The following is a 16,552-nucleotide window of genomic DNA, read 5'->3' as shown; positions in this document are numbered from 1 at the left end:
ATGTGTTCTCTAAGATTCAGTCCATTCCCAACACATTTTTGCCCCAGTAGCCTTACAATAAATACGCTGGTAGGTTGAGAGAAAGTAAAAAAAACCACAGAACCGGGATACGGGTGGTTCCATAAAGTATTGCTACCCTTTATTATCCCCGAACACTTTGCTTTGGCAACAGGGGCGTAACAGATTTCATGTTTCAATCTGTCTCATTATTTATAGGATTGCGCTATATGCGCGGGCGGGCGGTCGATAAATTTGGCCGTTTTGTTTCATGGTTGTCAGCGATTGGCATTACGCTAGGCGTGGCGGCTTTGATTACGGTATTGTCAGTCATGAACGGTTTTGAGCGTTCATTAGAAAGTAGCATCCTGGGCTTTATGCCGCAGGCTATCATTACATCGGAAAAAGGCGCTATTAATCCGGTTGAACATCCGGTTAGCCAGCTGGTGGGATTAAAGGGGGTTAATCGCATCACCTCTATCGTACAAGGGGATGTGGTGCTACAGAGTCACCACAATGTAGGTGTTGGTGTCATGTTAGGTATTAACCAGGACGAATATGCGCCATTGGCAGAACATCTTGTTAATGTCAATCGAAGCCAGCTACAACCCGGAGGTTATTTTGTCATTTTGGGCGAAAAATTGGCGGCTACATTAGGGGTAAAACGGGGTGATAAAATCCGTATTATCGTGCCGAGTGCCAGCCAGTTAACGCCAATGGGCAGAATTCCCAGCCAGCGTTTATTCACGGTAGCGGGGACATTTTTCGCCAATAGTGAAGCCGATGGTACGGAAATATTGGTGAATCAACAGGATGCAGCCAGATTGTTACGCTATCCCATTGGTAATATCACGGGCTGGCGCTTGTTCCTCAATGAACCACTAACCGTAGATGAGTTGAGCCAGCAAACTCTGCCAAAAGGGTTGATATGGAAAGATTGGCGCGAACGCAAAGGGGAATTTTTTCAGGCGGTTCGCATGGAGAAAAACATGATGGGGTTATTGCTGAGCCTGATCATTGCTGTCGCTGCTTTTAACATTATTACCTCTCTCTCTTTATTGGTGATGGAAAAACAGGGTGAAATCGCTATCTTGCAGACGCAAGGGCTGACCCGCCGTCAGGTGATGGCCATTTTTATGATCCAAGGCGCGGGAGCCGGCATTATTGGTGCTGTATTGGGAACAGGGTTGGGAATATTGCTTTCCAGTCAGTTAAATAATCTCATGCCAATTATCGGCTTGCTGGCTGAGGGCATTCAGTTACCTGTTGCGATTGACACTACGCAAGTGATGCTGATCGCCATCAGTGCCATGTTGATCTCCTTAATCTCGACGCTGTACCCTTCCTGGCGCGCGGCTGCCACCCAACCTGCTGAGGCTTTACGTTATGAGTAAACACCCTTTATTACTGTGTCACCAACTGTGCAAAAAATATCAGGAAGGAAAAATTTCTACAGAAGTATTAAAGAATGTCACTTTTTCCATGCAACAGGGTGAAATAATGGCCATTGTCGGGAGTTCTGGCTCTGGTAAAAGTACCCTCTTGCACTTGCTTGGTGGTTTGGATTCACCTACGTCTGGTGAAGTCCGGTTCAAAGGGCAATCACTCAACCAAATGTCTTCGTCTGCGCGGGCAGAATTACGTAACAGTGAAATTGGTTTTATTTATCAGTTTCACCATTTATTGCCTGATTTTACCGCGTTAGAAAATGTTGCGATGCCGCTTTTGATTGGTGGACAAAAACGCCATTCTCAACAAAAAGCGCTGGATATGCTGGCAGCGGTTGGGTTGGAACATCGGGCGCACCATCGGCCATCTGAGTTGTCAGGGGGAGAACGCCAACGTGTTGCCATTGCCCGGGCGCTGGTAAATGAACCGTCATTGGTGTTGGCGGATGAACCAACGGGTAACCTTGATCAACGAAATGCAGACAGTATATTTCAGCTTTTGCAAGAATTGAACCAACAGCAAGGTACTGCGTTTCTTGTTGTCACCCATGATATGAAATTAGCTAAGCAATTGGCACGTCAGGTAGAAATGCGTGATGGGTATTTGCAAGATGAATTAACCCTGACGGCGGGGGAGATGTAATGGTAAATCTGCCTCTTGCACTATTTACCGCATTACGATTTAGTCGTGGCCGGCGTCGTTCAGGCATGGTTTCCCTGATTTCTGTCATTTCGACGCTGGGTATCATGCTGGGTGTGGCGGTGCTGATTATTGGCCTGAGTGCTATGAACGGGTTTGAACGAGAATTGAACAATCGGATACTTTCCGTTGTGCCACATGGACAAATTTATGCTGTGGAGCAGCCTTTCCAGGATTGGGAAACCGCCCTTAAGCGGGTGAGACAGACACCAGGTATTGCTGGAGCCTCTCCCTATATTGAGTTCACTGGTCTGATGGAACGCGGTGAAAAACTTCATGCTATACAGGTACGTGGCGTCGATCTGGATACCGAGACGGATGTGAGTACCTTACCTCAGTTTGTGCGTAACGGGGCATGGAAAACGTTCAGGGCAGGAAAAAATCAGGTGATTTTAGGGCAGGGGGTAGCTAATTCACTGCACGTGGAACAGGGTGATTGGGTGACTGTCATGATCCCCAATAATGATGCGAGCCTGAAACTTTTGCAGCCTAAACGCATCCGTTTACAGGTTGCGGGTATTTTCCAGTTGAGTGGCATGTTAGATCACAGTTTGGCCCTTGTTCCTTTGCCTGATGCCCAGAACTATCTGGATTACGGTAATGCAATCACCGGTATTGCCATTAAAGCCGATAATGTTTTTGCCGCAGAGCAACGTGTGTGGGATGCAGGTAACGCGACAGGAAAATATGTCTATATCAGCACCTGGACAAAAGATTACGGTTATATGTACAACGATATCCAGATGGTACGTAGCATTATGTACCTGGCGATGGTATTGGTTATTGGTGTTGCTTGCTTTAATATTATTTCAACACTGATTATGGCTGTGAAGGATAAAAGCAGTGACATCGCTATCTTGCGTACTTTGGGAGCAAAGGATGGCCATATCAGGGCAATTTTTTTATGGTATGGATTACTAACAGGCATGGTAGGTAGCATAACGGGTGTCGTTGTTGGGATTTTCACATCATTAAATTTGACGGCTATCATTAAAGGGTTAGAAAAACTGCTTGGACACCAACTCCTTTCAGGAGATATCTATTTTATCGATTTTCTGCCGTCAGAACTGCATCTTATGGATGTGCTTTATGTTCTGTTAACGGCATTAGTATTAAGTTTGTTGGCGAGTTGGTATCCTGCTCGTCGGGCCAGTAAACTTGATCCAGCGCGAATTTTGAGTGGACAATAATATATCGGGGTATCAACGCGTATCTAAGCACGCTATCGTATATCAAGGAAATAATCTATGCGGGTTCTTCATCGGCACAGTAAATTTTACCGAACCAGGCGATTACGGCGACAGCGATCACATAGACAAAACTTTTACAGGGATATCCGATTGGCAAATAAAATAAAAAAACCTTATGTGGTGGTCCTGACAGGAGCAGGAATTTCTGCTGAGTCAGGTATTCAAACATTTCGCTCTGCCGATGGTCTGTGGGAAGAGCATCGTGTCGAAGATGTTGCGACTCCGGAAGGTTTTCAGCGTGATCCTGATCTGGTTCAGGCATTTTATAATGCCCGCCGCAAGCAGCTACAACAACCGGATATCCAGCCTAATGCTGCACATCATGCCCTAGCGGAACTCGAACAGGAGCTTGGTGACCATTTTTTATTGGTGACACAGAACATTGACGATCTGCATGAACGTGCGGGAAGTCGTCGTGTTTTGCATATGCACGGTGAATTACTGAAAGTTCGGTGTTGTCAATCTGGACAGGTCGTTGAATGGACAAATGATCTCACTATGGAAGATCGTTGCCATTGTTGCCAATTCCCGTCGCCATTACGTCCTCATGTAGTATGGTTTGGGGAAATGCCATTGGGTATGGAACAGATTTACTCTGCTTTAGCTGATGCCGATATCTTTATTGCTATCGGAACATCGGGCCATGTTTACCCGGCTGCGGGTTTTGTGCATGAGGCTAAATTGTCTGGAGCACATACTGTTGAGCTGAATCTTGAACCTAGCCAGGTCGAGAATTTGTTTGATGAAAAACATTACGGTTATGCCAGTAAAATAGTGACGCAATATGTTCAATCCTTAATTCAGCAGATGAAGACGGATAAAAGCTGACTTGACGCAATGCCTACGCTATCCATCTTTTTCATAATAAATCCACATGAACCAGGGAGAAGAAGATGGATAGATTATTAGAGCGTTTTTTTAAATATATTGCATTTAATACGCAATCAAAACCATCCGCTAAAACCATTCCCAGTAGTAACGGTCAACTGGATCTTGCCAAGGTATTATATGAGGAGTTGATCCAGCTTGGTTTTGCCGATGTCACTCTCAATGAACGGGGATGTGTGATGGCAACATTGCCATCAAATGTTGCAACGCCAGTTCCAGTCATTGGTTTTATTGCCCACCTCGATACTTCACCGGATTTTTCCGGTAAGCATGTTAATCCCCAGATTGTGGAAAACTATCGTGGCGGTGATATTGCGTTAGGGATGGGAGATAACGTGTTATCGCCAGTCATGTTCCCCGTATTACATAGCTTACTGGGAAAAACATTAATTACGACCGATGGCAAAACACTGTTGGGTGCCGATGATAAAGCCGGGATCGCTGAAATTATTACCGCAATGGTACGCTTGAGACAGAGAAATATTCCACATGGCGATATTCGGATTGCATTCACGCCAGATGAAGAAATTGGCAGGGGAGCGCACTATGTTGATATAGCCGCTTTCGGCGCAGAATGGGCCTATACCGTTGATGGAGGCGGAGTAGGAGAACTGGAATTTGAAAATTTCAATGCTGCATCCGCAGTCATTAAGATTGTGGGTAATATGGCTCATCCGGGCAGTGCCAAAGGTGTCATGGTTAACGCATTGACATTAGCCATGCGCATTCATCATGCTTTGCCTGCTGAAGAAACGCCTGAACAGACGGAAGGTTATGAAGGTTTTTATCATTTGCATAGCATAAAAGGGACTGTTGAGCGTGCCGAGATGCACTATATCATCCGGGATTTTGACAGGGCCAATTTTGCGAAACGTAAAAAAAATCTCATTGCTATTGCGGAAACTATCGGAGAAGGATTACATCCAGACTGCTATATTGAGCTGGCGATTGATGATGATTATTACAACATGCATAGCGAGGTGCTTAAATCTCCCCATGTCATTGCCATTGCTAAACAAGCGATATTGGATTGTCATATTGAGCCAATAATCCAGCCGATCCGCGGTGGGACCGATGGTGCAGAGTTATCCTATCGTGGACTCCCTTGCCCGAACATATTCACAGGTGGATATAATTATCACAGCAAGCACGAATTTATTTCACTGGAAGGTATGGAACAAGCCGTTAATGTGATTATGAGGATTGCTGAATTGACGGTAAGTCACGGAAGTCACGTACTGCCTGAATAACACACCGTCATTTAGAAAATAAGGGGCAACCTATCTTGCCCCTTGGTTTGGATTAATCGTTAAAATACCAATAACCGCTATTGACCAAAGCCGTAAGCAGGCTGATAAATCGGACGTCGTCGATAGCATCACTCAACAGTTCAGCATTGACTTTGTCATATTGGCAAAGGGCATCAGTAGCCTGGGTATGAGGAGTATCCATCAATTCCCCATTGACGAAACATTGATTGCCAACCCGCAGGACGCGCAGGCCACTCAACCGATTTAATTCTTCACCTTGTTTCAGTAAATCATAAATCTCATCGCTCTCATAAGGCGGTTCAGGTGGTGCCAGATCTAATTCGTGGCGCGATTGAGAGATAAATTCACCAAACCAATGTTGGAAAGTTTCTGGCTGTTCCAACAATTCACGCATCATTGAACGCAGTGTGTCCAGCTCGTTTGTCTGGATCAGGGCTGGGTTGTCACGAAATGTCAATCCAGGATCGCTGTAGCGGTGGCTTCCCAGCTCGTTTGCCAGAATGTAGTCAGCAAATCCACTGAATAATTCGCGGGCATTGGGGGCGCGGAATCCCACTGAATAGTTCAGTGAATCCTCAATAGCATAGCCTTCATGTGGGAAACCCGGTGGAATATAGAGTATATCGCCCGGTAACATCTCTTCGTCAATAATTGCCTCAAAAGGTTCAACCTGCAATAAATCAGGGTGAGGGCAATGTTGTTTCATGGAAATTTTTTCACCTACCCGCCAGCGTCTGCGCCCTTTTCCTTGAATGATAAAAACATCATACTGGTCAAGGTGTGGGCCGACACCACCGCCGGGTACGGAGAACGAGATCATCAAATCATCCATGCGCCAGTCAGACAGTACACGGAATGGCTTCATCAGTGCAGAAGAAGGGAGATGCCAATGGTTAACGGCTTGTACAAGCAAAGACCAGTTTTTTTCGCCTAAATGGTCGTAGGTTTCAAAGGGTCCGTGGGAAACTTCCCAGCGCCCATTTTTCTGACTGACCAAACGGCTATCGATTTCATTTTCCATCGCCAGTCCCGCCAGCTCATCGGGGGAAAGAGGATCAATAAACTGATGGAAACCCTGTTTAATCAGCAATGGTCGTTTTTGCCAATGGTTTTGCAAAAACGCCTGCCAGTCCAGATTTAGCTGATAATCCATGGTGACATCCTGAAGTGAGAAGTGAATTTCTCGCTATTATAACGAATAGTCAATGACGATATCAGATTTGGTTGAAATATTTTGCGATTGTGCTAACTATCGCCTGATCGTTATTGTGTGGTGGCCGCATTATGCTGGGCACGAAATATCACGCTCACCCTGGTGCCACCAAGTGGACTATCATCAATGCTGATATCACCTGCATATTGCTCGACAATTTCAGACGCTATCGATAAGCCAAGGCCTTGGCCTGATCGTAATGTGTCAGCGCGTAAGCCACGTTGAAAAATCATTTCTCGCTTATCAAGAGGAACGCCTAATCCATCATCATCGACCAGAATGGTGACTGAATTTTCTCCCATTGTGGCGGTGATTTTGACCAATTTCAGGCAATATTTACAAGCATTATCCAGAATGTTTCCCATCACTTCCAAAAAGTCATTTTTTTCCCCTAGCCATGTCACTTCAGGAGAGACATCTAGCATAATTTTGATGCCCTTATGTTGATATACCTTGGTTAGGGCACGGATTAATCCATCCAGCAAGATGGGGACAGAAGAAATCTGCCTCAGAAGTAAGCTATGGTCGCTGCGCATATTAGCTCTATGCAGGTAATAGCCAATTTGTTGGGATATCCGGTCAATTTGTTCAAGCATAATGGGTTCAGCTTGTTCAATGGTCAGCTTTTGAGGAGGACGCAGAGAGCGCAGGGTTGATTGCAATACCGCTAGAGGTGTTTTCAGGCTATGCGTCAAATCCGAGAGTGTCGTGTGATATTTTGTATAACGTTTACGTTCATTGGATAGCAAGTTATTTAAGTTTCTGACCAGCCCCTTTAGTTCAGTCGGAGGATTCTCATCCAGTTCTTTCCTTTCCCCATTTTCTAATGAACTGATCTGGGTAATTAAGGATTTTATTGGCCTAAGGCTCCAGTCAGCAGCAAGCCAGATTAATGGAATGATTAAAAGTAAGTTAGCGATCAGGACATATCCAAACCATTCCCATACTTTTGCTGATTCCTGTACATCTTGTGGGATGGTATCAATGATAACAATGGTCATGGCAGGCAGTTTGTCAGTGGCAGAATAAATATTTACAGCAACTGAATAGGTTAATAACACGTCCTTACTATTTTTTGCCTTTTTTGCATTATCTTGATTTGGTGTTGCTGTGGGATTATAGAAAAAATCTCCTTTCTCTTTAAAATAGGCTTCTAGTGTATATAAACCCTCTTTCTTCAACCAATCAGGATCAATCATTCTTTCCAATTCAGGCACATTATTCTGGCGCCAAAGGATATTCCCATCATTATCATAGATCAGTGCTAATGAGCGGTAATTCATAGAAAAATCTTTGGGAACAAGGATTTCTAGCTTGTTATTTTGCCATCTCGCTAATGTGAAAAATAGATTACTTTGGCTACGGAGTATGGAATAGCTTGTTTTATCAAAGCTGACTAAATATCCAGCGATAGCAACAATGCCATATGACAGTGTCAATGCAAGAATAATAGCAGCCGTAGCCATGAGAAACCGTGTTCTCAAAGAAAAAGGTTTTTCAGAGAACTTAAGCATTATAAGATTTCACATCGAAGCGATACCCTTGACCACGAACAGTGACAATGACCTCTTCCGGCCATTCATTCAATATTTTTTTTCTCAAACGCCCCATTAATACATCAATTGTATGACTCTCGCGTAATTCAGCGTCTGGATACAATTGGCGCATTAGCGTTTCTTTACTGACAACTTTGCCATTATTGCGCAGTAAGGTTTCGATAATAATGTATTCAAAAGCGGTCAACTTAATATTGGCTTCATTGATAAAAAACTCCTTTCTTGAGAGATTGATCAAAAACGGTGATATTTCAACTAATTGTGATGCCAAACCACTATTGCGTCGCATTAATGCTTGTATGCGGGCATTAATTTCTTCCAGATGAAAGGGCTTGGTAACATAATCATCTGCGCCCGCGTTTAGCACGTTGACTTTTTCTTGCCAGCTTTCACGGGCGGTAAGAACAAGGATAGGGAGATTAATTTGCTCACTGCGCCAGCGCCGTAACATGCTAAGGCCATCTTCTCCCGGTAACCCTAAATCAACGATAGCAATATCAGGGTGACTCTCTTTAAGATAATAATCTGCTTCTTTCGCATTCTCCGCAGCATCAACTTGATGTCCGATATCCCGTAATTGTACGGTTAAGTGATGGCGAAGTAATGCGTTATCTTCAACGATCAATATCCGCATAATGATTCCTTATGCTAATCAGTAATTAATGTTTATCAAATAAATTTAAAATAGCTAAGTAATCAATTTCGTCAATAAAGATTAAATAAAATTATAGGTATACGATTATGAGTAAACTAAGTATAGTAACTATTTAAGTTTTTGTTGGTATATTAATGATTGGCGCATTTAAAAACAAATGGTTAGGTTGAAATAGTAAATAAATTTACAATTTATTTAACTTCTATATAAGTTCATATACTTATTAACGGGGCAGCAATTTACCTCGTGTGAGGAATCTAGGTTTTATGCGGCTTACAGCCACATAAAATCCGATCTAAATACCCCGCGGGTTAATAATAGCATTCAGGTTGCTACGTGGTGGCAGGGAGTCTGTTGGGATTACGCAGTTAGGGTGAATTTGTAGCACAAAAATCGTGCATGAGCGGGATAGAACCCGCCCATCTATATGGATAAATAGATTATTTTAACTGGTCAACCAGTGAAGTCGCGTATCCAATATAATTTGCTGGCGTCATGGATTTAAGGCGCTCTTTTTCCGCTTCAGGAAGTTCAAGACTATCAATAAACGCTTTCATACCTTCAGCATCAACACGTTTACCGCGAGTCAGTTCTTTCAGTTTTTCATACGGTTTTTCAATGCCATAACGGCGCATAACAGTCTGGATAGGCTCTGCCAGTACTTCCCAATTGCTATCCAGTTCATTCAGTAAGTGCTGTTCATTGACTTCCAGCTTATTCAACCCCTTCATCGTGGATTGATAAGCAATTAATGCATATCCCAGACCGACGCCCAGATTACGCAGTACTGTTGAATCTGTCAGGTCACGCTGCCAGCGGGAAACAGGCAGTTTGCTGGCAAGATGTCCCAGGACCGCATTTGCCAGGCCCAGGTTTCCTTCTGAGTTTTCGAAATCAATCGGATTGACTTTATGTGGCATAGTAGAAGAACCAATTTCCCCAGCAATGGTTTTTTGCTTGAAATGGTTCAAGGCGATATAGCCCCAGATATCGCGATCAAAATCGATGAGGATAGTGTTGAAACGCGCCACACAATCAAACATTTCTGCAATGTAATCATGAGGTTCAATCTGAGTGGTATACGGGTTCCACTGAATGCCCAAAGAGGTTACAAATGACTCACTGAATTGGTGCCAGTCAACTTGTGGATAGGCGGATAAGTGTGCATTGTAGTTACCAACCGCCCCGTTGATTTTGCCCAGAACTTCTACCTGCTCAAGCTGACGGAATTGGCGCTTCATACGATAGGCCACGTTAGCAAATTCCTTTCCGACAGTGGAAGGGGTAGCGGGTTGACCGTGTGTACGCGATAGCAGTGGCAGATCGCGATAATCATGTGCCATGCGTGTGATGGTATCGATTATTTGGCGCCATTGAGGCAGCAAAACTTCCTCACGGGCTGTTTTAAGCATCAAGGCATGTGACAGGTTATTAATATCTTCTGATGTGCAGGCAAAATGAATAAATTCTGCAACCTGATGCAGGGCTGGGATATGCGCGACTTTTTCTTTCAGAAAATATTCAACAGCCTTAACGTCGTGATTGGTGGTGCGCTCAATTTCTTTAATACGCAGTGCATCCTGCTCATTGAAATTTGCAATAATTTCATCAAGGTAAGCGTTTGCGTTGGCGTCAAAAGCAGGAACTTCTTGGATTTCTGTGGTTGCAGCCAGTTTTTGCAGCCAACGTACTTCGACTTGCACACGGAATTTTAGTAAGCCGAACTCACTAAAAATAGCGCGTAGTGCGCTGACTTTATCGCCGTAACGGCCATCAATTGGAGAAACAGCGGTCAGTGAGGATAATTCCATTGGTAGCAACTCCCGGATTTTATTTAATAATGTATGTTTAACAGCTTAAATTTAACAGTTTTCGCTAACAGTCTTTATCATCTAACAGTTAGCAAGGATCTCTTTTGCCTGTCGGATCAGGCGCTGACGAGAAAACATGATTTGCAGTCGGCTACCGCCAACTTGTTGCCATAAAACGGCACTGCGGATACCGGCCAGTAACACCGATCTGACTTTTGCTTGAATCAATGAATTACGTAATACGTCAGGTGAACCGGTCACCTGAATACGTGGCCCCAGGGGACTGATAACATCGACATAAATTCCAGCCAGGGCGTTGAGCATTCCTTCTGACATCGGTTCAAAATAGGCTTGCTGACGTTCTAATTGTTCAATGCGATTTGCCAATTGATTGACAGCCGATGGGTTTTTATTCAAGCGGCGTTCCAGTGCCACCAAACTCAGCATATAGCGGGTAAGATCGGCAGAAACGCCACTATGTGAACCATTGAACATACCCAACATGGCGTCAAGGCCAACACGCAGGTTACAGGCGTTATTGCCGAAGACATCCAGCGTAGAGGTTGGATTCATGTTCAGGACGCTGTTGATCATGATCTCAAAAGCATCCGTATCACACTGGCCTTCATGGGCAAGTTTTTGGACCAGACGACCTGACTGGCAGATACCTGCCAGAGCCAGTGTAATATCGTAATAATTTTTAGCCACAACTACTCCTGTATACGTTGTTCGATCACGCCACCACCGAGACAAACTTCACCTTGATAAAACACGGCTGATTGACCAGGGGTGACAGCGGCAACAGGGCTATCAAAACGAACCTCAATTTTATCTTCGCCCAGAGGGACGACAGTGCAGGGAATATCATGCTGACGGTAGCGTGTTTTGACTACACAGCGCATTTCTGCTTGCAGTGGTTGGCGATCAACCCAATGTAGTTGCTGGGCTATCAAACCGGCAGACATCAGGCGAGGATGTTCATGGCCTTGGGCAACAATCAGTATGTTATTGTCGACATCTTTATCAACAACATACCAGGGTTCTTCACCACCCTCTTTCGTTCCCCCAATTCCTAGTCCTTTGCGCTGGCCGAGTGTATGGTACATCAAGCCAGTATGCTGGCCGATGATCTGCCCATCCACCGTCATAATTGGGCCAGGCTGGGCGGGTAAATAGCGCCCAAGGAAATCACGGAACTTACGCTCACCAATAAAGCAGATGCCTGTCGAATCTTTTTTCTTTGCGGTGATCAGGCCAATTTCTTCGGCAATGCGGCGTACTTCGGGTTTTTCCAATTCCCCGACCGGAAACAGGCTCTTGGCAACTTGCTGGTGGCTTAAGGTATATAAGAAATAGCTTTGATCTTTATTATCATCCAGGCCACGGAGCAATTGGCTGATGCCGTTCACATCCCGACGACGGACATAATGCCCGGTTGCGATATAGTCAGCCCCTAAATCCTCTGCGGCAAACTCTAAAAATGCTTTGAATTTGATTTCCTTATTGCAAAGAATGTCCGGGTTTGGGGTTCTGCCTGCTTTATATTCAGCAAGAAAATGTTCGAATACATTATCCCAATACTCGGCTGCAAAATTGATGGTATGCAATTCTATGCCCAGTTTGTCACAAACGGCTTGGGCGTCGGCAAGATCGGTAGCCGCCGAGCAATACTCTTCACTATCGTCTTCTTCCCAGTTTTTCATGAACAGGCCAGCTACCTGGTAGCCCTGCTGTTGCAGAAGGTAGGCGGAAACGGATGAATCAACACCGCCGGACATGCCGACAATGACTTTTTTCTGGCTGTTATCTGACATGGATATATCTCACTGCGGAAAAAAACAAACGCAATACTTTAGCACGTTGGCAACCAAGGTGCACCAAACGTCTTCATTTGGCGAAAGGTGAACCATAATAATCCAGTATCGAGAGTGGATAAGCTTTGTGCTCAAGGTAGCAAAGAAGACTTTCGGCAACCAGAGGGGAACGTAACTGTGAACTGTTAAGGATTTCTTCTGCACTTAACCAATGGCAGCAATGGATATCGCTATCGTGTGGATGGGTGTCCATGATTTTTTCCATTTCAACCAGGAATAGAAAACGGATAAATGGAGTTCTGTCCGGCGCAACCCATTGGTGTAGCTTTAAAAATGCTTGTGGTTGTGCACGAATTCCGGTTTCTTCCCATAATTCCCGTTCAGCGGCTTCCAGTAATGTTTCATCAGCTTCAAGATGGCCTGCTGGTTGATTCCAGAGAGGCTTGCCGTTGATAAACTCTTCAACAACCAAAAACTTATTTTCTGCATGAACAATGCAGGCAACCGTGACGTGTGGACTAAACAAGATTAATTTCTCTCCATTCTCCAGGGGATAGTGACTCTAATTGTATTGAACCCATACTAAAACGGATTAGGCGCAGTGTAGGATAACCCATATGAGCGGTCATTCTACGTACTTGTCGATTACGCCCTTCATATAACGTAATTTTAAGCCAACTTACCGGAATGCTTTTTCGTTCCCGAATCGGAGGCGTTCTCTCCCAGAGCCATTCAGGCTCTTCTACTAATTCAGCGCCGGCGGGTAAGGTTGGGCCATCTTTTAATAAAACGCCGTTACGAAGTTGATTCAGAGCTGTTTCATCAGGAATGCCCTCGACTTGAACATAATAAACTTTAGCGGTTTTTTTATTAGGTTGAGTCAATCTAGCCTGTAATTTGCCATCATTGGTTAACACCAGTAAACCTTCACTATCACGATCCAGACGACCCGCGGCATAAATATCAGTAAACGGGATAAAATCTTTTAACGTTGTTCTTCCCATTTCATCGGTGAATTGGGGTAAGACATCATAAGGTTTGTTAAAAATCAATACCCGACGAGGGCCTATTGGTTTTTTTATGGCTCTGTTATTTTTTCTCTGGCTGAATCGGTTAAGTTGGCGTTTTTTAAAAGCGATATTTGTCATGATAAGCCATCGTTAAAAATTAGGGTGCGTATTATACCTTAAATCTGTGACCGTTGGCGTTTGCAGAATATTCAAGTAGTATTGACACGTCCCTTACAAAAAATTAACAAGGCATTGCGCTTATTTGAAAGGAGAGGTTAATGGAAAGCAAAGTAGTTGTTCCGGCGGAAGGTAAAAAAATTACTATTGATGCCAAAGGTAAATTAAGTGTTCCGAATAACCCTATTATCCCTTATATCGAAGGGGATGGCATTGGTGTTGATGTGACGCCGGTCATGCTAAAAGTTGTTGATGCTGCGGTTCAGAAAGCATATAGCGGTGAGCGCAAAATTTCCTGGATGGAAATCTACACAGGTGAAAAATCCACGCATGTCTATGGTAAAGATGTTTGGTTGCCAGATGAAACGCTAGATTTGATTCGTGAATACCGTGTTGCTATCAAAGGCCCTCTGACAACACCAGTAGGTGGTGGTATCCGTTCGCTGAATGTCGCATTGCGTCAGCAATTGGATCTGTATGTCTGCCTGCGTCCAGTTCGTTATTACCAAGGTACGCCAAGCCCTGTTAAGCAGCCTGAATTGACCGATATGGTTATTTTCCGCGAAAACGCTGAAGACATTTATGCGGGTATTGAGTGGAAAGCAGGTTCAGCGGAAGCGGACAAAGTGATTAAATTCCTGCAAGATGAAATGGGTGTTAATAAGATCCGTTTCCCTCAACAGTGTGGTATCGGTGTCAAACCTTGCTCAGAAGAAGGTACTAAACGTTTAGTACGTGCTGCGATTGAATATGCCATTGATAATGACCGTGAATCAGTCACTTTGGTTCATAAAGGCAATATCATGAAATTCACTGAAGGTGCTTTTAAAGACTGGGGTTATGAACTGGCTCGCACTGAATTCGGCGGAGAATTGTTGGATGGTGGTCCGTGGGTTAAGATCAAGAATCCTAAAAATGGCAAAGATATCATCATTAAGGATGTGATTGCAGATGCTTTCTTGCAACAGATCCTGCTGCGTCCAGCAGAGTATGATGTTATTGCGTGTATGAACCTGAATGGTGACTACATTTCTGATGCTTTGGCTGCACAGGTAGGTGGCATCGGTATTGCCCCAGGTGCAAACATTGGTGACGAATGCGCACTGTTCGAAGCAACACACGGTACGGCACCTAAGTATGCAGGCCAGGATAAAGTCAACCCGGGTTCGGTGATCCTTTCCGCTGAAATGATGCTGCGCCATATGGGATGGTTCGAGGCCGCTGATTTAATCGTTAAAGGTGTTGAAGGTTCAATAGCCGCTAAAACTGTCACCTACGATTTTGAACGCCTGATGGAAGGTGCTAAGTTGCTGAAATGTAGCGAGTTCGGCGATGCCATTATCTCTCATATGTAATTAATTGCTTAACTGAATAGATAACGGGGGCTTAATGGTTCCCGTTGTTTTATTATTACGTGTGAAACGGTTATCAAAACCTATCAAATTTGAACGACTCAGACGACAATTTTTATCCAGTCTTTACCGCGGTCATCATGATATTTATCGGTTTGTTGTTGCGTTTTCTGCCCTAATAAATCTTTTGTATTGATACCTTGTTTTCGGTATAGACATTCCGATAATGTCGGTTACTGTGTCACATCAAACGACAGATTTCGGCTTCCCAACGATAACCCAATCCATAAATGGAACGGATAAAAGATTTATCCTCATCCAGTTGCTCCAGTTTTCTGCGCAAATTTTTAATATGGCTATCAATAGTACGGTCATTCACAATGCGATGATCGTTATAAAGGTTATTCAATAGTTGATCACGGGAAAAAACACGCCCTGGTTGGCTGGACATAATTTTGAGCAGGCGGAATTCAACCGGCGTTAATTCAAGCGCCTGTTCAAAATAACGCGCCTGAAAGTCTTTTTCATCAATGGTCAGTGTACCTTGCTCACTGATGATCTCTTTCGGACGGTAACAACGGCGTAAGATTGTCTTTACTCTGGCTACCATTTCCCGCGGGCTATAAGGTTTACAGATATAATCGTCAGCGCCGATTTCTAAGCCGAGCAGTCGGTCAATTTCTTCCGTTTTTGCAGTCATCATGACAATCGGGATATCTGAAAATTTACGCAGTTCCTGACAGATCGATAATCCATCAAGACCGGGCAACATAAGATCAAGCAAGATAATATGAGGATGGTATTTTTGCACATGAGCGATGACTTCGTCACCACGTTTGAGCCATTGGGTTTGGTAATCTACGGATTGTAGATAATCAACCAGCAGTTGCCCCAACTTGGGTTCATCTTCAACGATGAGAACAGTATATTGTGTAAGATGTGTACTCATTGTGTTCCAAGTTCAGACGATGTAATCAACGGTAATTTTACGTGAATTCTACGTGAATTTTAATACCACCTAAAGATGAGCTTTCTGCATGAATTATTCCATTATGGGCTTCAGCGATGTTATAGCAAATCGCCAGCCCAAGCCCTGAACCTCCGCTTGTGCGGTTACGGGAAGATTCGCAACGATAAAAACATTCAAAAACCTGCTGGTATTGTTCAACAGTCAAATTTTGGGTCAGAAAATGCCAGTTGCCATATTGCTGGTATTGTTCTGTCAATGCTTGTGCCAGCATATTCGCCCGATTTTGGCTATTCTGTTTGATATAGCCTATAAAACCGTGATGAAAGCTGAGGTAAATGCCCCAGTGCATTGTGATCAATACCAGCATACAAATAGCAAAAATGGCCAGAAAAAGTTTACTACTGATACCCATTTTTATCCTGAATGTCATTCTGGCTAAG

15 protein-coding genes and 3 pseudogenes are annotated in these 16,552 nt (G+C 44.0%); 6 read left to right on the top strand and 12 right to left on the bottom strand.

Features of this window, described 5'->3' with window-relative positions:
- Positions 1–188: 188 nt before the first annotated feature.
- The 5 genes from lolC (at position 189) to pepT (ending at position 5,533) form a co-directional block, all read left to right on the top strand.
- The gene (gene lolC, locus IQ209_RS02400) at positions 189–1,391 is read left to right on the top strand and encodes a lipoprotein-releasing ABC transporter permease subunit LolC (protein WP_193848649.1); all 1,203 of its coding nucleotides are present in this window, start codon (positions 189–191) and stop codon (positions 1,389–1,391) included.
- Positions 1,384–2,088, top strand: a complete 705-nt coding sequence (gene lolD / locus IQ209_RS02395; RefSeq protein WP_193848647.1) for a lipoprotein-releasing ABC transporter ATP-binding protein LolD — start codon at positions 1,384–1,386, stop codon at positions 2,086–2,088. Before lolC ends, lolD begins: the two co-directional genes overlap by 8 nt.
- Positions 2,088–3,335 carry a lipoprotein-releasing ABC transporter permease subunit LolE gene (lolE, locus tag IQ209_RS02390; protein WP_193848645.1) on the top strand — a complete coding sequence of 416 codons (1,248 nt, stop codon included), beginning with the start codon at positions 2,088–2,090 and terminating at the stop codon, positions 3,333–3,335. Before lolD ends, lolE begins: the two co-directional genes overlap by 1 nt.
- Positions 3,336–3,392: 57 nt before the next feature.
- Entirely contained in the window at positions 3,393–4,223 is an 831-nt protein-coding gene (gene cobB / locus IQ209_RS02385; protein ID WP_193848643.1) for a Sir2 family NAD+-dependent deacetylase, read from the top strand.
- 65 nt (positions 4,224–4,288) lie between these two features.
- Positions 4,289–5,533, top strand: coding sequence for a peptidase T (pepT, locus tag IQ209_RS02380; RefSeq protein WP_193848641.1), 1,245 nt, complete (start codon positions 4,289–4,291; stop codon positions 5,531–5,533).
- A gap of 52 nt (positions 5,534–5,585) precedes the next feature.
- Here pepT and IQ209_RS02375 read toward each other — a convergent pair whose 3' ends face one another.
- The 8 genes from IQ209_RS02375 to rluE form a co-directional block, all read right to left on the bottom strand.
- Positions 5,586–6,707, bottom strand: coding sequence for a cupin domain-containing protein (locus tag IQ209_RS02375; RefSeq protein WP_193848638.1), 1,122 nt, complete (start codon positions 6,705–6,707; stop codon positions 5,586–5,588).
- Between the two features lie 110 nt (positions 6,708–6,817).
- Positions 6,818–8,281 (bottom strand): two-component system sensor histidine kinase PhoQ, encoded by a 1,464-nt coding sequence (phoQ, locus tag IQ209_RS02370; RefSeq protein WP_193848636.1) that lies wholly within the window; start codon positions 8,279–8,281, stop codon positions 6,818–6,820.
- The gene (gene phoP / locus IQ209_RS02365) at positions 8,274–8,957 is read right to left on the bottom strand and encodes a two-component system response regulator PhoP (RefSeq protein WP_228005668.1); all 684 of its coding nucleotides are present in this window, start codon (positions 8,955–8,957) and stop codon (positions 8,274–8,276) included. The genes phoQ and phoP overlap by 8 nt, the downstream gene beginning before the upstream one ends.
- A gap of 461 nt (positions 8,958–9,418) precedes the next feature.
- Positions 9,419–10,789: an adenylosuccinate lyase gene (gene purB, locus IQ209_RS02360; RefSeq protein ID WP_193848635.1), complete on the bottom strand. Its 1,371-nt coding sequence runs from the start codon at positions 10,787–10,789 to the stop codon at positions 9,419–9,421.
- An 81-nt stretch (positions 10,790–10,870) separates the two neighbouring features.
- Positions 10,871–11,497 (bottom strand): high frequency lysogenization protein HflD, encoded by a 627-nt coding sequence (gene hflD / locus IQ209_RS02355; RefSeq protein WP_193848633.1) that lies wholly within the window; start codon positions 11,495–11,497, stop codon positions 10,871–10,873.
- Positions 11,498–11,499: 2 nt separating this feature from the next.
- The gene (mnmA, locus tag IQ209_RS02350) at positions 11,500–12,603 is read right to left on the bottom strand and encodes a tRNA 2-thiouridine(34) synthase MnmA (protein ID WP_193848631.1); all 1,104 of its coding nucleotides are present in this window, start codon (positions 12,601–12,603) and stop codon (positions 11,500–11,502) included.
- Between the two features lie 73 nt (positions 12,604–12,676).
- A complete protein-coding gene (locus IQ209_RS02345) occupies positions 12,677–13,129 on the bottom strand; it encodes an NUDIX hydrolase (RefSeq protein WP_193848629.1) in 453 nt (150 codons plus the stop codon).
- Positions 13,122–13,751 carry a 23S rRNA pseudouridine(2457) synthase RluE gene (gene rluE / locus IQ209_RS02340; RefSeq protein WP_193848627.1) on the bottom strand — a complete coding sequence of 210 codons (630 nt, stop codon included), beginning with the start codon at positions 13,749–13,751 and terminating at the stop codon, positions 13,122–13,124. The genes IQ209_RS02345 and rluE overlap by 8 nt, the downstream gene beginning before the upstream one ends.
- A 140-nt stretch (positions 13,752–13,891) precedes the next feature.
- Here rluE and icd point away from each other — a divergent pair, with 140 nt between their 5' ends.
- Complete coding sequence (gene icd / locus IQ209_RS02335; protein ID WP_193848625.1) at positions 13,892–15,145, top strand: NADP-dependent isocitrate dehydrogenase; 1,254 nt, start codon at positions 13,892–13,894, stop codon at positions 15,143–15,145.
- 98 nt (positions 15,146–15,243) lie between these two features.
- Here the strand turns inward: icd and IQ209_RS18180 are convergent.
- From IQ209_RS18180 to IQ209_RS18175, 4 genes and pseudogenes are all read right to left on the bottom strand, one after another.
- Positions 15,244–15,372, bottom strand: a pseudogene (locus tag IQ209_RS18180) (integrase); the annotation flags it as partial.
- An 11-nt stretch (positions 15,373–15,383) separates the two neighbouring features.
- Complete coding sequence (gene baeR, locus IQ209_RS02330; RefSeq protein ID WP_193848623.1) at positions 15,384–16,091, bottom strand: two-component system response regulator BaeR; 708 nt, start codon at positions 16,089–16,091, stop codon at positions 15,384–15,386.
- Between the two features lie 37 nt (positions 16,092–16,128).
- Positions 16,129–16,320, bottom strand: a pseudogene (locus tag IQ209_RS02325) (ATP-binding protein); the annotation flags it as partial.
- Positions 16,318–16,542 (bottom strand): annotated as a pseudogene (locus IQ209_RS18175) (two-component system sensor histidine kinase BaeA); the annotation flags it as partial. The pseudogenes IQ209_RS02325 and IQ209_RS18175, both read right to left, overlap by 3 nt.
- Between the last annotated feature and the right edge of the window lie 10 nt (positions 16,543–16,552).

The sequence above is a fragment of the Xenorhabdus sp. BG5 genome (assembly GCF_015163665.1).
Classification (GTDB): domain Bacteria; phylum Pseudomonadota; class Gammaproteobacteria; order Enterobacterales; family Enterobacteriaceae; genus Xenorhabdus.
The sequence above is the reverse complement of the archived record's forward strand: the minus strand, read 5'-3'. Positions and strand labels throughout refer to the sequence as shown.

Bases quoted from the DNA above. Each gene is read 5' to 3' on its own strand.
- baeR (WP_193848623.1), bottom strand. From the start codon at position 16,091: ATGAGTACACATCTTACACAATATACTGTTCTCATCGTTGAAGATGAA.
- cobB (WP_193848643.1), top strand. From the start codon at position 3,393: ATGCGGGTTCTTCATCGGCACAGTAAATTTTACCGAACCAGGCGATTA.
- mnmA (WP_193848631.1), bottom strand. From the start codon at position 12,603: ATGTCAGATAACAGCCAGAAAAAAGTCATTGTCGGCATGTCCGGCGGT.
- IQ209_RS02375 (WP_193848638.1), bottom strand. From the start codon at position 6,707: ATGGATTATCAGCTAAATCTGGACTGGCAGGCGTTTTTGCAAAACCAT.
- phoQ (WP_193848636.1), bottom strand. From the start codon at position 8,281: ATGCTTAAGTTCTCTGAAAAACCTTTTTCTTTGAGAACACGGTTTCTC.
- lolC (WP_193848649.1), top strand. From the start codon at position 189: ATGTTTCAATCTGTCTCATTATTTATAGGATTGCGCTATATGCGCGGG.
- lolE (WP_193848645.1), top strand. From the start codon at position 2,088: ATGGTAAATCTGCCTCTTGCACTATTTACCGCATTACGATTTAGTCGT.
- purB (WP_193848635.1), bottom strand. From the start codon at position 10,789: ATGGAATTATCCTCACTGACCGCTGTTTCTCCAATTGATGGCCGTTAC.
- phoP (WP_228005668.1), bottom strand. From the start codon at position 8,957: ATGCGGATATTGATCGTTGAAGATAACGCATTACTTCGCCATCACTTA.
- icd (WP_193848625.1), top strand. From the start codon at position 13,892: ATGGAAAGCAAAGTAGTTGTTCCGGCGGAAGGTAAAAAAATTACTATT.
- lolD (WP_193848647.1), top strand. From the start codon at position 1,384: ATGAGTAAACACCCTTTATTACTGTGTCACCAACTGTGCAAAAAATAT.
- pepT (WP_193848641.1), top strand. From the start codon at position 4,289: ATGGATAGATTATTAGAGCGTTTTTTTAAATATATTGCATTTAATACG.
- rluE (WP_193848627.1), bottom strand. From the start codon at position 13,751: ATGACAAATATCGCTTTTAAAAAACGCCAACTTAACCGATTCAGCCAG.